This is a genomic window from Pseudomonas sp. TH39(2020) (genome assembly GCF_016650715.1).
GTDB lineage: Bacteria > Pseudomonadota > Gammaproteobacteria > Pseudomonadales > Pseudomonadaceae > Aquipseudomonas > Aquipseudomonas mandelii_C.
Genome location: NZ_JAEKFF010000005.1, coordinates 89,594 through 103,517 on the forward strand (window position 1 = coordinate 89,594; position 13,924 = coordinate 103,517).

Sequence of the window (13,924 nt, forward strand, 5' to 3'; positions counted from 1 at the left end):
AGACGCCATGTCGTTGCTGACAAGGCTGGGCTGAGCCGTTGTAAAAAAATGGAATGGAATCCGGGTGATCGCAAAGATCACCCAGCATTTTGACAACCAGGAGAATGGGTATGAGTGGCGCGGTAACGACAGAGGGCGATTTTTGCTTCAGTGCAATGGCTGGAGAGTTTCCCGGGGCACCCTCAACGGATGCACTTTGGCACTTGCTCTCGCAGGGACAGGTAGCGCCCATCCATTCGATGCTGACACGCTGGGAGCTGAATAAGGCGTCAATCTATTCAGCAAAGAAAGGGGAAAAGGATCGTACTTATCTGGACAGTGCTTATTGCCTGGCCGATGACGCATCGACCCCTTCACGCCATGAAGGACGGCAAGTCGCCATCGGCAAGAAAGTACTCCAGACACTCCTCACCCAGCTTGCCGCACAAGGCTCGGTATTGATCAAGGAGCGCACTGCGTTGGTGGTCGCGACGTCCTGGAGTGATGAGAGTTACTTCGTCACCGGAGTCCGCGCAACAACCGATGCACCATGGGGTTATACGCCGGGTGAACAAGTTGCTGAACTGGCGGCGGCTTTTGCCATGGGTGGCCCTGCGTTATCGGTAGACACCGCCTGCAGTTCGTTCCCCTATGCAATCGATATGGCTCAAGCGCTGGTCAACAGCGGACAGGCGGATAACGCGATTGTCATGGCACTGAACACCGTACTGCCGCCAGCGCTGTTTCTGGGGTTCTCGCAGTTGACCGCCTTTTCCTCCCGAGCCCAAATGCAGGCGTTCGGACAGTACGCTGACGGCATTGTGCCGGGCGAATGTGCGGTCGCCTTTCTGGTCGAGCCTGTATCGCAGGCCCTGATTGCGAAGCGCCGCCCCCTGGGTGTTTTGCGGGCATTGGGACTTTCGGCCGACGGCGCCGAAGGCTCAGTGTTTGCGCCAGGCAAACAGGCTCAGTGCACGGCTTACCAGCGTGCCTACATCGGTCTTGACCCCAACGACGTGGACTACATCGAGACCCATGGCACCGGTACACCGCTGGGTGATGCGACAGAGCTGGACTCGTTGAACAGCTTCTTCGCCCCTCATCGCACAGATGGCAAAAAGATAACGATCGGTTCGATCAAATCCGTCATTGGTCACCCATTGGCCGCCGCGGGAGGCGCTTCGCTCGCCAAGGCGCTGATGATATTGCGTCACAAAGGTATTCCACCTCAGCCCGACTACCGCCCCAGCGCAAAAGTCGATGAGACCTGCCTGCAATTGGCCACAGAGCAGGTTCAGCCCCTCGCTGATCGTCAGTCGGCGATCCGGGTAGGCATATCCAGCTTTGGTTTTGGCGGCGCCAATGCGCATCTGGTGGTGGATGAATACATTCCCGACAACCGTCCTGCCGTCCCCCGGGTCGTCCCCGGCGTGCTGATGCTGGACCTTGCCATTGTCGAGGCTGAAGCGGCGATCGGCAGTCACTTCTCCTTGCAGGCTCTCAAGCAACAACTCGATCAGCCAGCAGCACCGTCAGTCAGTTTCCCGTATGGGCGCTTCGTTGATTGCGCCGCCACTGCGGGTCAGCCTTTACTGGGAAAATTCCTGGCACAGGATCGCGTCATTGATATCGACGGTTTCGGCATGGGCCCCAAACCTTTGGCCCACGTCGATCCGTTCAAGCTGTTAATCACCGATCGCATCAATCATTTACTGCAACGCCTGCCGGGCGTGGCGGGTTCACCCGGCACCGCGATGGTCATGTGCTGCAACATGGGTGGGGAACGCTTCAGCAATGCGTATAGCGGCGCCCACAAGTTCTACTCCCAGGCTCAAGGCATGCCACCGGGTGTGGAGGTGACGGACGTGGCAACCATGTTGCCGAACATGTTGTCCGGCTATCCGGCGAAAATTTTTGACTTCAAAGGTTTCCATCAAACACTGGTCGGCACCCCTGGCTTGTTCTGGCAAACCTTGCTGGCATCGCAGCAATGGTTCAAGGATGGCGTGACGACGCTCTTGCTCGGTGCAGGGCGTTTTATCAGTGGCGAAATAGAGATCGAACGCGCCCGGCACTCAGCGACACTGCAAGGCGAAGGGTTGGGGGTGCTTGCTCTGCGCCCCTATCTACCAAGCTCCAGCGATAAGCCTTTACTGGTGATCCGCGCGGCAGTCTTGGCCCATGCCGCGAACTCGTTGGAAGAGGCTTGCCAACTGCTGGGCAAAGCGCGGACTCAATACCAGAACATTGAAGTCTGCGAGCTGCAGCCTGATGCAACTCATGCAAGCAGCTCACTGCAAGAGATTACCGGTTTCCTGGCTGAAGCCAGTGGCATCGAAACCCTGTTGGCGGTGCTGTTGAGTGCCTCGGCTCACACGGTGATCGAGGTGCGCGAGGCCGGCAAGGCAGTGATGTGGTTATTTACTGAAAAGCTTCAGGAGTGGCGCCCGGCCGCGGCCGAACCCGCCGCCGTCAAGCATCCCTTCACGTTGCGTTTCGCTCACTCGGCGCCCCAAGAACTGCAGCAGGTCATCCTGCCTGCCCGACCTGTCAGCCTGGTCAGGGAGCCGCGACACGACGGCGTCGACGTGCTGGAGCTCAGCGATTTGCTGACCAGCACGTTGCTCTCGGGGCTGCGTGTCAGAGCTCGCGCCATGGAGGGACTTTTCACCCTGCACCGTGGCTCTGAAGCCCCGCGCCCCGGGCACTGGAAACGTCGCCCGGAAAATATCGTGATCGCCAACGTCCAGCGTGGCCCTCAGTCACTGCACGCCCAGCTCGTGGTGAATGAAGCGCACCCTTACTTCTTCGACCATCCTCTTGATCACATCCCCGGCATTTTATTGCTCGAGGGCGTGTTGCAACTGATTGAACTCGCCATGCCCCCGCTGAGCGGCCGAGTTGCCTATGTGAAAACCTTGAGTATCAAGTTCCAGCAATACGTACAGAAGCAGGGTGCGATTGATCTTCATCTGGAACAAGGCAAAGACCCTCAGGTCTTCAACGCCAAGGTCATGCAGGCCGGAAAGCTGATGTGCACGTGCATCCTTGGCATGGCCTACAACTCGGCGTTCGAGACATCGCCCGCCGGCGAGTTCACGGCTATTCGCTGCCGCGACAAGGCTTTGCTGCACAAGGCCAGAGAAGAAAACATCATCGTCAGTGAGATGAGCGGTATCGCCCAGGGCTTGAGCGTGGACACGCTCAAACTGCCGGATGAGCACATCTTCCAGGAGGGCGACCCCGAGCACTATTCGATGGTCTATTTCCTCGAAGTTGCCCGCCAGTGCTACATGCAGATTGCCCACAGTTATCTACGAATCCCACTCAATACCCCGATGAACCTGCTGGCCTTGAGTTTCACTCTGGATCGACCAATCCCCAGGAACAGCCCGCTGTCATTGGCACCGCAAGCCGGCTTTGACACGCAGGATCAGCCATTCAAAACGAACCGTATCTACATCGACCTGTTCAACCGGGGCGAAAAAATCGGTCAAGCCAGTATTACCGCTCAAGTGCTGAGTCAATCCGCGCCTGCTGCGTGAGGCTTTGAGTTGATCTCACTCTCCAGCATGCCAGCGCCCCACACAACAAAGGTGTCGCCGTGAACGATGTAAATGTGCAAGTCCGAGTCAAATCGCCGCCTTCTGAAATCTGGAAGATCTGGAGCAACTTCTCAGAAGCGCCGTTATGGGATACCGACGTCAGCCATTGTGAACTCAATGGCCCGTTCCAGCCTGGAACGCGGGGCAAGTGTGTCCTCAAGAATGGCCTGAACATGCCACTGAAACTGGAAGCAGTGAGGATGCATGAAAGCTATAGGAACACGGCAAGACTGCTTTGGATCGACCTCGAGTTCGATCACCAGATGCATAGACTTTCCCCGCATGAAACCCAGGTCACCCACAGCGCGAAGATCTCCGGCCCCTTAAGCTTTTTATACCGCGGGCTGTTACGAAAAATGCTGACGGCAGCAATGACCACCGCACTGGACAACCTGCGCACTCTGGTGGAACAACGGGCGAATGCGATTAGCAACTTCGCGCTCGACAAGCCTGGCACGCATTTGCAGCACTAATGAAACATCACAGGAATGGGCGTGTTGAACGCTCGCGCCTGAGCACGCTTCGCTTACTTATCGATAACGGCACACTTCGGACCGAGCATGAACCTACTAAAAAGCACTCAGTATCTCGTGATGGGCGTCATTGGCATGGGCTTTATCACCCCTGCGTCCAGTTCCGCCGACACGCTCGGCCCCTACATCAGTGTCATGGGCGGCCTGAACTGGGTTGCCCCGCAGGACCTTAACCAGAACAACCTCGATTTTGTCGAGATGCAGTTCGACCACCCGTTAGACTCCGGCTACGCCACTGGACTGGCATTGGGTTGGCGATTCCCCGTAGGGCTCAGGCCTGAAGTGGAACTCAGTTACCGCAAAAACACCCTGACCCAGTTCAATAACCGGGTCTACGAGGGCGGCGGGAGCATCCCGGGCAAGGGCAAAGAAGAAGTCACCAGCCTGATGGCCAACCTCTGGTATGACGTCTTGAATCTCCCGGCGCCCTTCAGTCGGTTCACTCCCTACATTGGCGGTGGCCTGGGCTACAGCACCTTGTCGGTCAGTGGCCTGGAAGCCGGCGGAGTCCAGTTCGGCGGCACTCATCGCGACACCGTATCGGCCTATCAACTCGGAGCCGGGGTAGGTTTCGAGCTCACCGATCAATGGTCCATGTCCCTGGATTATCGATACACCAAAACTCGCGATGCGCACTTCGGCGACATTCAAGGCCTGCCCCAAGGCGATGTTCGAACTGACTACAGCGCCCAGTCATTAATGATCGGCCTGCATTACGGGTTCTAAGTGATTAAACAGATCGGCGCCTTAAACTGGCAAGGCGTCGCTACGACAAGCCGGTGAAAAGCGCCAGTATCTGAGCCTGTGCAACGGACGTATTCAGCCAAAGAAATCGATGCACTACCCATCATTTACGAGAGGATGGGCTCTGTCCAAGCGCAAACACTTGAAGCAATCATCAATACGATGGCAGGGACAATCACGACACTGGCCGACAACATTATCAAGCAATTGGCGTACACCTCAGCCTCCTCCTCACCTATCTGTAGCACGATCACATTTCGTGGTGATCCAATTCAAAATCACCATAGGCGAGCATTGCGTTCTCCCAATTCACATCCAAATGGGACGCCATCACCTGAAGGTCACGCCAGTGACGTTGCACCGGGTTCGCCTCAAAAATCACCGCTGTCCCCATTTGCTGCACCAGCCGCTGAACGGCCTCAACACATAACCGAACCAGGTAGGCTCGATCCCGCCTGAGGGTCACCAACTCTTGCGCCGACAGCGACCGGCCTGCCACGCCGGCGCTATGCAGTAAAAATGCAATCGCGTAGTAGAGGTGCCTGGCACAACTCAACTGCGCCGCGCTTTCCGCGAGTCGCTCCAGCTGTAATGGCCGGGTCTTTGCGACTGCGCCCTCCTCCGTGGCCAGGCGATTCCGCAGGGCTGCGAGGCACTCATCATAGGCGCCCTCCGCACAGCCGAGCACCGGACCGATATGCAAGCTGCCCAGGTACGGAATGAACGCCACATCAAACAGGTAGCCGTCCGGATTGTGTCTGGTGCCTGCCGGTGCGGGCCCGAAACATTCGGACTGCGAGACCACCCAAGCATCTGACACAAAGACATCATCAAGCCGAAGGTCTTTTGACCCGGTGCCGCACATTCCGGTGACATGCCAGGCATCCTCGATCCGAACTGCATCGATGCGGAGTGTGAACATCAGCACAGGGTTGAGCGATGCCTCCCGAGGGTCCTTGGCGGATACGATTACCCAGCCGGCATGATCGACCCCCGAACTGAAGCGCCAAGTGCCACTCACGCGAAAGCCACCGTCGACCTTGTGGATCGAGACATCTTTGGACACGGACGCCGTCGCAATGATTTGCCCCGGCCCATCCGCAAAGACATGCTCCTGGCATATGGAAGGAAGCCTGCCGACAATCGCCGCATGGCTACCCACAAGACCGATCATCCAGCCGGTCGAGGGACAAGCTCGTGCGGCAATTCGAGACGCCTCAACCAGGGTTGGCCAGTCGCACTGCGGCCCGCCATAACGTTCCGGCACGAACAACTGCATCAGCCCTTCGGCAAGCAGCTCCTCCACCGTCTGCGGTGAAATACAGCGAGCCTGTTCGGTTGCAGCGGCGCGGGCCCGCCACCGGCCAAGCAGTTTTCGCGCGCGATCGCAGGTTTCATGATGATCCAATGACAGGCTCGCCATCCAGTCCATGAACGTAGTCACCTCGAAATCAGTCATGGGGATATGAAAGTTTCCTGACAACCGGAGACTCGAAGCAGAACCCTTCTGGGATAAAGGGTTCGCCAAGCAACTCGATGAACCTGCAGATACTTTTCTCGTCATTGGATGCGACAAACTCATAGAAATTGGTGCCATTCCAGATGACATAGATATGAGAAAAATAACGGGACGCCGCTTCAACGAAGTCAGAGAACAGGATCTGACCGTTTTCCATCTGCAACAGCATGGCGTCCTTTTTCCAGGCAATTTGCGCCTCGGAAAAGTAATGGGACTTGTGCAGCTCGTCCTTGACCCGTTCCCGCCGCTCGTACTCTGCGAGATCAGGCTGATTGAGTTTTTCCAGAAAGAACGCGAGGCCATCCTCTCGCAAGAAGCGGGAAACGAACTTCAGATGCTCGTCCCTGTTTCGGCCGTAGAACTGAAATGCCGCCATCTCATAGACATAATCGACCCCGCGAAATGGTGCGGCCAAACCCAATGAGTCCGCCACGATATCGTCCGTGACCTGAAGAAATGAGCCTGAGTAAAACGCCGAAATTTCCTTGTCAGCGTGCGCGTCGAAATGCTGCCGGTTGGCCTTGTTCGGAGAATTGGTCAGCGTTCGGATTGCCCCGTGGGAATACTTGGCCAACGTCCTTGCACTGCTCCCGTCAAATGCGTCGACTTCCCACAAGGTGAAGAGTCGATCATCTTCTTTTCGTCGCTCGCGGGTATATCGGTCAAGCGCCACGCCAACGTGTGAAAGCTCTTCCAAAATCCCCGGCACGCTGGCCAGAAAGTGCAAAAACAGCGGTCCCGTCTGTGTCACCAGCAAGTCGTGGTAGGCCGTTACATCATCGTCCTGGATACGCTCGCGAATACTCGTTGTGACGGATTGCCTGGGTACCTGGACTTTCCCGTTTGCCAGATCATCAAAGTAATCGGCCAGTTTATTCATGGCAGAATCGACAAACGCAGGGTTTGAATGAGTGGTCATTTCCGTAATTCCGTTTACGTGTTGAATGTTTATTAAATCGCTACAGCGCCGGCCGCCAAGAGACTTGCCGTGGTTTTACCGTTGAGGTTGAGGGGTAACGCCTCATGAAAACTGACCATGGCGGGCACCATGTACCAATCCAATTGGGCGGTGCAGTACCGAATCAGCTCGTCGGCAGATAACTCACGGCCTTTTTTCAATACCACGCAGGCTTTCGGAACATGACCGGCCACTTCGTCAGGGACGGGAATCACCACCGCTTCGCTCACTGCTTCATGAGCGACGATCACATGCTCGATTTCCCGGGGGTTCACCTGGAAAGTCCGCCGCGTAAACACATTGTCTTTTCTACCGCCAAAGTAGAGGTACTGTTCTGTGTCCCGTTTGAACAGGTCACCGGTGAAGTAAACCCGCCCCTCACCAAACAGATTATTTTTAATAACTCGTCGGGTCAGTTCCGGCTTGTTCCAGTAACCGAGCATCACCAGGTCACCCGCGACAACCAGTTCTCCCACGCAATCAGGCTCGGTGATCAGTTGTCCGGCCTGATCAACCAGAAACGCCCTGACCCCGGGAATCGGCTTGCCCACCGAACCGGGGCGTTGATCGAGTTGATCCGGTGGTAAATACGCGACTCGCTTGCACTCCGTCAGGCCATACATGGAGTAAACGACAACGTCCGCAAGGAGCGTTCGCAATTGCTGTATATGCTTGGGCGGCAACGCCTGTCCGCTGCTGGCGATGTATTTCAGGGATTTGATTTTTTCAGCTTGAAACGCTTCGGGGGCGGCCTGCAAAAGGTAGTGAACGGCGGGCGGCAGAATATGCATTCCGGTTATTGCGTGGCGCAGAATCAAGTCAAGCAAGTGCTCCGGCCGCTCAGGCAGTGCGCTCTCGGTAACCGAATGCCCACCGCCGAGCAACGGCATCATGATGTTGTAAAAACCATAATCAAAATGCAGGGGCGAGAAGTTCAGTATGACCGCATTCTCAAAGCCTCCCAGATAACCGGAAACTGCCGTGTAGGCCGCCACCATATTGGTGTTACTGACCGCTACGCCTTTGGAATCTTTCGTCGAGCCGCTGGTGTGAAAGATGACGCGCACTTCATTGCCATCAAGTCCGCCGTTGCACGCTGGATAGACCTCATTCAACCCGGCGTATCGGCGGGTGCGCCATTCACCCATGTGCATGACGAACTGCAAATGCACCTTCCCGGACAACTCATCGAGGCTTGCCCCTGCCGGTACGATCAAGGTCGTTGCCTTGATATCGTCAAGTTGATGGATCAGTTTTTCGGCGGCAATGCCGTAGTGCATCAACACCAACACAAACCCGGCTTTCAGGACGCCCAGCGCACAGGCTATGGTTTCGATGGACGTTGGCGCATGAAGTGCGACCCGGTCGCCTTCCCTCATCCCCGTGGCAACTAACCGCTGTGCAACCATAGAGGCGAGTTCGTCCAACGCACCGTAGCTGATTTCTCGCCCGCTGACGGTCAGCGCGAGTTTGTCCGGCGTTCGCTCGGCGTGATCTTTTACATAATCATGGAATTGTTTCATTTGGCCACCTCGCCGCCTTCCGCAAAAGGTGAAGACGACAACGCACGGTCTTCTTCATTGTTGGCCTGTACGGCGTCGTTATCTTTGGGAACAAGCAGCACGATTGCGCCGACGATCACTTCGAAAATCCCGGCACCAACGATCACCACGCCCGTTTCAAAATGAGCGTACAGAGCTGCACCACAGGCACCGGCAATCAGAATTGAGGCGCCTAGCGCGGCAAAGCGCAGCCTGGCCAACCCGGCGATCTCGCTTTGCTTGAACCGGGTTTGAATGAGCAGAATGAATGAGATGTCGATCAGTGGCCCGCCGAGTGCCGCCAGACCAGCGCCGACCATCATCCCCGCCAGAACCTGTTCCGGTGGCAGGTACAGAACGGCCGCGCCAATGGCTGCGATGCCTAGGCCATTGACCACCGAGCCGAACGTAAAGCCGTGATACAAGCGGCGGATTTGCAGGTTGCCCACGACAAAAATGGAGATCAGGTTGCCCACGCCATAGGCCCCCATGATCAGGCCGTAGGCTGCGAAACCTTGCACGCCAAAACCCTGGATATCGTATTTGACGACCGCCAGCGCCATGCCGATTGAAATCCCCACGCTCCAGGCGACATTGCCCAGGCCCGCACACACATACACCGCTTGCATACGCCAGCGTCCCACCAGGCTTCGCCAGCCGGCCGTAAAACCGGCGCGCCGGCTGGTGACTTTCACAGGCTGGCGTGGCAACGCTTTGCTCAGCTTCATGACCGCCCACGCCGAGATCAGGAAAGTAATGCTGTTCAGGGTAAAAAGATGTTCGATCGGGATTAGCAACGTAATCGCCGCTGCCAGCATCGGCCCAATCACTCGGGCAACCCGAATGATGGCGTCGAACAGCGCGTTGACCGATTGCAACTGGTCCGGCACCGCGACAATGCGCGGCAGACTGGCACGTAACGCCGGCTCGAAGAGCGAGTTGACGATCATCATGAGCATGAGCGGCACCGCCAGCATCCAGAGACTCATGATGCCGAGCCCCCAGGCGATCACCGGAATCAATGCCAGCCCGGCCCGTGCCAGGTCGGCTCCGATCATGGTACGGCGGTGATCCCAACGCTCTGCCCATATCCCGCCCAGCAAAGCGCCGGTCAACGCCGCAGCTCCGCGCAATGCGCTGAGCCAGCTCGCGTCGGTCCCAGCGATCTGTACCGCCATCCAGGCGATGGCGATGGCGAAAAGTTCGTCTCCGATTGAGGATAATGCCAACCCTCCCCACAGCAATGCCACGGGCCGTTGAAGTAACGGCCTGAACAATCTCATATCATCAACTCCACACAATCACTCGACAGGTCTGATAGAAGCCCTGTCGTCTCGTTACTCGTTGGTTAGAAACGACTGGCCCCGTCGAAGAGGCAGTCCACTGCGCAACTCAATACGAAGAGGCACTCTGATTATTTATAGAGTGTCGCTCGGTGCCTGCGAGGGGAGGATTGAAAACGCTGACCAGGATCAGATCCGTGAACTTGCCGCCGCGCAGATAGTGACGATCATGTTTGTCCAGTACATACATATCTCCCGGACGAATTACATGGATGGTGCCGTCCATGTCTTCGATTTCGCCCTCACCACCAATGCAATAGCAGGCCTCGAGATGATTGCGATAATGAAGTAGCGATTCCGTACCGGCTCGAACCACGGTGTGGCAGATAGTGAAGCCGACTCCATCCTGTTCTGTCAGCAGGCGGTGGCTGGTGCCTGAACCCCACTCGACAAAAAAATCGGTTCTTTCAACGTCGGAGATACTACGAACAAACATATTCAGTTCCTTGTGAATATTTGGACTTATCGCACTCAGAAATGCGAGGCAAACGGAGTGGCTGGATCGGTCAACGTCAAACAGGTAACACAAAGGCAAGCTGGCGCACGGCAAATGCTCGGCAGATCGCTTAAAGCACCTCATTTTCGGGACAGCGCTGTCTTTCTTGAGATCGAATGAATCCAGGCGCCCTGCTCAGGAGCAAAACACAACCAGATAAACAGGGATGCTTTCCTACAAGAAATGCAGAAAGTTTTATCGCAGGACGTGCAGGTTGCACGCATGCCATTACGGCAGACCAGTCATTCCTTGACCCGATTGTTGCTCCTGAAGAGCCTGGATCCTACGTGTAACAATTTATGAGTGTCAACGCGTTTTTTCTGACCCGCTCAGTGCAGAGGATGGCAGAGTCGAGATCCGCGTGCCTACTCAGGCTCGCTGAGATCGCTCTGTCTTTGCCGCAAAAAAGCAAGACAAATCCTGCTGACACACCATACCCGTCATAGGGCAAACGTCAGTGCTGCGGTGCAATCGGCATAGGCACATTAGCCACACTGTGACGTCGGAATATGCCAGGCTCGGAACGTCACTGGTAATGCGTTGCACTGACGTCGGTACGCGCTCACCGTAGGGATGTCCTCATGCTTCTAGTCGTAGAGGTGATGTCATTTAACAGTTTCGGGGGACTGCCCTATCACGGTTTGCGAGAAGGGCTGATGTCGCCATCCATAGTTCTCGACAGGCAGTGGCGTTATCGGCTGGCGGCGTCGGATGTATTGGCTTTGCGTCCTTCACCGAGAAGTACCCACCCGATGCCGGCGAAAGGTGTGAATCGGTCGCCAACCGTACGATGATATCCGCGCCACGCTGCGGATCTCCTATGCGCAACCAGTTGAAAGCCCTTGCGAGCTGCGCAGAGAAACCAAGTTCTCGGCCGAGGCCCGTGACGTTGAAGCCCGGATCGAGACAATGCACCGCCACGCCGGTGCCATGAAGCTGGCCCGCGAGATCCTGCGAAAACATAATGTCCATCAGATTGGTTTTCGAATAGATCCTCGATGAACCAAGGCGCGTGAATGGAGCCGTGTCGAAGAGGTCTTTCTCCGGCGTCAGCCCGCCGCTGCGTCTTGAAGCCTCGGACGCGACCGTGACAATTCGGGATGGGGCCGAGCGAACCAGCGTCTCTCGCAAGATGTCTGTCAGCAGCCAGGGAGCGAGGTAGTTCACGGCGAGCATCTCGGCATGGCCATCAACGGTGACACGCTGCTCAAATGCGTGGAGGCAAGCGTTGTTGATCAACACATCGATGCGTTCGTATCGCGAAGCGATTTCGAAGCCGAGCGCAGCAACGGAATCGAGGCTACTGAAGTCCGCATAGTGAACTTCAACACGCGCGCCGGGGGCAGCGTCGTGAATGCGCGCGCAAGTCGCAGCAGCCTTTGTCTTGTCACGTGCCGTGAGAACCAGGTTGGCACCACGTCTTGCCAGCTCGACGGCAGCAAGTTGACCAATTCCGCTGGTGGCGCCTGTAAGGACAATGGTGGCATCGCTGTTCGTCAGGGCCTATCACTGTTATTCAAGCTATTTAGTGGACTAATATCCACTATAATCTTAAATGGATATTTGTCCATCAACGAACGGCTGGTTGAGAAATTTCGCTAGCAAAAAACGGGAACAGACAGGAATGGAAACACCTGAGAACAAGACGGCCATTCAGGCAGTCCACGATAGAGAGCCCCTCGTTCTCGCCTTGGGCGAACAACTCAGTGCGCTGCTGAGCGCCTCGCGCGCCTTGACGGTAGCGACGTCCGCCGAATTTCACCCAGACTTACCACCGGCAGCGTTTCACATTGCCCACTGGCTTCACGCGTTCGGGCCTGCGAAGGTCAGTTGTGTCGCCGAAGCCGTGGCGATGGATCGAAGTGCAACGAGCCGGTTGACGGCAAGGCTTATCGATTTGGAACTGGTCGAAGCGCGACCGGATCCTTTGGATGGTCGAGGCACCATCTTGAGTTTGAGCCGTCGAGGCCAAAAAAAAATTCGTCAGGCAATTCTTCACAAGGGCGACGTTTTTCGGCAGCGTATCGACGACTGGAGCGATGTTGATCTAGAACAGCTGACGCAGTTACTGCGTCGATTCAACGGTCTGCCACCGTAAAGGAACAGCGAGTAAGAATCACAGACCTACAGCGGAGAGGTGATGCGCCGCTGGTTCCGGATTCTGTTTCATGTAGGCAGGCAAATAAGAGCGCGACCAGCCGAAGTCTTCGAAGTCGGCGGCGGAGAAGGTCAGCATCAGGTTCTGCTCTCAGGGCTGTTATCGGCCCAGAATGTGTCAAGAAGCTCGATACAGCTACTCCTCCTATACCATTGGCCGCTGCGCATATTCCACCAGTGCAGGCAGCTCGCCCAAGACATAAGTTGCAACCATTCGTTGGCTGATGATTTTTGACTGTCCTGCTCCGAAACGAAAATAACGATCAAATTACACACAAATGAAAACGCCGCTCAAATGAGTGGCGTCTTTCCGTATGCGTACGGAGCAGAAAACAAGACTCACCTATATTTTGCGAGCCTCAGGCGTTACAGCTCCAGGGACGGTCCCCACTCTCGCCCTTGATGCGGGCGACCAGGTTTCCCGACTGAAATCGGTGACCAGCCTGGGTGGTTTCGAGCTGGAGAGTTTGGTTGAGGAAGCGGATTGCGTGGTCGCCACCGTACGGGATCAAAATGGGCACTCGCATTCTGTTCGCGCCCAGTATCTGATCGGTGCGGACGGCGCAGACGCTTGCTGTCCAATACAATGAAAGTGTGGCATCGCTACAAGCACGACGACAGCGAGTACCGCCAGTGCAAACAGGCTCGAAAACAGCGGCCAGAAGGCGAACCCCACATCCCAAAGCGACCAAATGATCGATGCCGCGAACACTATAAGATAGAGCAGTGCACCGATCAGGCGGCGCTGTATTACGAAGGCCCCGCTGAGGGTAAGCCCCAACCCTGCGAGCGTGAAATACCAAGAGCCGCCAAGCGTGATGAGATAGCCTCCGCCCCCCAGCATGAACAGGCCAACTAATAAAATCACTGTGCCTAGGACAATCAGCAAAACGCTGTTCTGCTTGGAGACATTGGACGGCGGCATCGAATTCTTATTCCTTTGACTGAATTTCAGGCGCAACCCCACGGACGGTTCTAAAAGAGCCGCACCAAATCGAACTGGGTTCATGCTGTGGCTGGGAGAGAATACTTTTCTGCAAGCAACCTCC

11 protein-coding genes and 1 pseudogene are annotated in these 13,924 nt (G+C 56.2%); 5 read left to right on the top strand and 7 right to left on the bottom strand.

The features are described 5' to 3' along the window. The first annotated feature begins 110 nt into the window (after positions 1–110). The 3 genes from JFU47_RS05430 to JFU47_RS05440 all read left to right on the top strand — a co-directional run bounded on the left by JFU47_RS05430 (position 111) and on the right by JFU47_RS05440 (position 4,843). Positions 111–3,524 (top strand): polyketide synthase family protein, encoded by a 3,414-nt coding sequence (locus tag JFU47_RS05430; RefSeq protein ID WP_201181659.1) that lies wholly within the window; start codon positions 111–113, stop codon positions 3,522–3,524. A gap of 59 nt (positions 3,525–3,583) precedes the next feature. Then, on the top strand, positions 3,584–4,057 hold the full coding sequence (locus JFU47_RS05435) for an SRPBCC family protein (RefSeq protein WP_201181660.1): 474 nt from the start codon (positions 3,584–3,586) through the stop codon (positions 4,055–4,057). Between the two features lie 87 nt (positions 4,058–4,144). Further along, entirely contained in the window at positions 4,145–4,843 is a 699-nt protein-coding gene (locus tag JFU47_RS05440) for an outer membrane protein (protein ID WP_201181662.1), read from the top strand. 268 nt (positions 4,844–5,111) lie between these two features. On the opposite strand, the gene JFU47_RS05445 is transcribed toward JFU47_RS05440, so the two are convergent. From JFU47_RS05445 to JFU47_RS05470, 6 genes are all read right to left on the bottom strand, one after another. After that, on the bottom strand, positions 5,112–6,320 hold the full coding sequence (locus JFU47_RS05445; RefSeq protein WP_201181670.1) for an acyl-CoA dehydrogenase family protein: 1,209 nt from the start codon (positions 6,318–6,320) through the stop codon (positions 5,112–5,114). After that, on the bottom strand, positions 6,313–7,299 hold the full coding sequence (locus tag JFU47_RS05450; protein WP_201181672.1) for a class I SAM-dependent methyltransferase: 987 nt from the start codon (positions 7,297–7,299) through the stop codon (positions 6,313–6,315). Before JFU47_RS05450 ends, JFU47_RS05445 begins: the two co-directional genes overlap by 8 nt. 32 nt (positions 7,300–7,331) lie before the next feature. After that, positions 7,332–8,861 carry a class I adenylate-forming enzyme family protein gene (locus tag JFU47_RS05455; protein WP_201181674.1) on the bottom strand — a complete coding sequence of 510 codons (1,530 nt, stop codon included), beginning with the start codon at positions 8,859–8,861 and terminating at the stop codon, positions 7,332–7,334. Continuing rightward, positions 8,858–10,162, bottom strand: a complete 1,305-nt coding sequence (locus JFU47_RS05460; RefSeq protein WP_274609982.1) for an MFS transporter — start codon at positions 10,160–10,162, stop codon at positions 8,858–8,860. The genes JFU47_RS05455 and JFU47_RS05460 overlap by 4 nt, the downstream gene beginning before the upstream one ends. Before the next feature lie 109 nt (positions 10,163–10,271). After that, the gene (locus JFU47_RS05465; RefSeq protein ID WP_201181678.1) at positions 10,272–10,658 is read right to left on the bottom strand and encodes an ectoine synthase; all 387 of its coding nucleotides are present in this window, start codon (positions 10,656–10,658) and stop codon (positions 10,272–10,274) included. A gap of 669 nt (positions 10,659–11,327) precedes the next feature. Then, positions 11,328–12,218 (bottom strand): SDR family NAD(P)-dependent oxidoreductase, encoded by an 891-nt coding sequence (locus JFU47_RS05470; RefSeq protein WP_201182269.1) that lies wholly within the window; start codon positions 12,216–12,218, stop codon positions 11,328–11,330. A gap of 124 nt (positions 12,219–12,342) precedes the next feature. On the opposite strand from JFU47_RS05470, the gene JFU47_RS05475 reads away from it, so the two are divergent. Continuing rightward, positions 12,343–12,816 carry a MarR family winged helix-turn-helix transcriptional regulator gene (locus tag JFU47_RS05475; protein WP_201181686.1) on the top strand — a complete coding sequence of 158 codons (474 nt, stop codon included), beginning with the start codon at positions 12,343–12,345 and terminating at the stop codon, positions 12,814–12,816. Positions 12,817–13,285: 469 nt separating this feature from the next. After that, positions 13,286–13,447, top strand: a pseudogene (locus JFU47_RS33365) (FAD-dependent monooxygenase); the annotation flags it as partial. Here the strand turns inward: JFU47_RS33365 and JFU47_RS05485 are convergent. Then, complete coding sequence (locus JFU47_RS05485) at positions 13,384–13,800, bottom strand: hypothetical protein (RefSeq protein WP_201182315.1); 417 nt, start codon at positions 13,798–13,800, stop codon at positions 13,384–13,386. The pseudogene JFU47_RS33365 and the gene JFU47_RS05485 overlap by 64 nt on opposite strands. Positions 13,801–13,924: the final 124 nt, after the last annotated feature.

What these genes read in the sequence shown, in the direction of transcription:
- JFU47_RS05430 (WP_201181659.1), top strand. Translation starts at nt 111, where the DNA reads ATGAGTGGCGCGGTAACGACAGAGGGCGATTTTTGCTTCAGTGCAATG.
- JFU47_RS05440 (WP_201181662.1), top strand. Translation starts at nt 4,145, where the DNA reads ATGAACCTACTAAAAAGCACTCAGTATCTCGTGATGGGCGTCATTGGC.
- JFU47_RS05445 (WP_201181670.1), bottom strand. Translation starts at nt 6,320, where the DNA reads ATGACTGATTTCGAGGTGACTACGTTCATGGACTGGATGGCGAGCCTG.
- JFU47_RS05450 (WP_201181672.1), bottom strand. Translation starts at nt 7,299, where the DNA reads ATGACCACTCATTCAAACCCTGCGTTTGTCGATTCTGCCATGAATAAA.
- JFU47_RS05455 (WP_201181674.1), bottom strand. Translation starts at nt 8,861, where the DNA reads ATGAAACAATTCCATGATTATGTAAAAGATCACGCCGAGCGAACGCCG.
- JFU47_RS05460 (WP_274609982.1), bottom strand. Translation starts at nt 10,162, where the DNA reads ATGAGATTGTTCAGGCCGTTACTTCAACGGCCCGTGGCATTGCTGTGG.
- JFU47_RS05465 (WP_201181678.1), bottom strand. Translation starts at nt 10,658, where the DNA reads ATGTTTGTTCGTAGTATCTCCGACGTTGAAAGAACCGATTTTTTTGTC.
- JFU47_RS05475 (WP_201181686.1), top strand. Translation starts at nt 12,343, where the DNA reads ATGGAAACACCTGAGAACAAGACGGCCATTCAGGCAGTCCACGATAGA.
- JFU47_RS05485 (WP_201182315.1), bottom strand. Translation starts at nt 13,800, where the DNA reads ATGCCGCCGTCCAATGTCTCCAAGCAGAACAGCGTTTTGCTGATTGTC.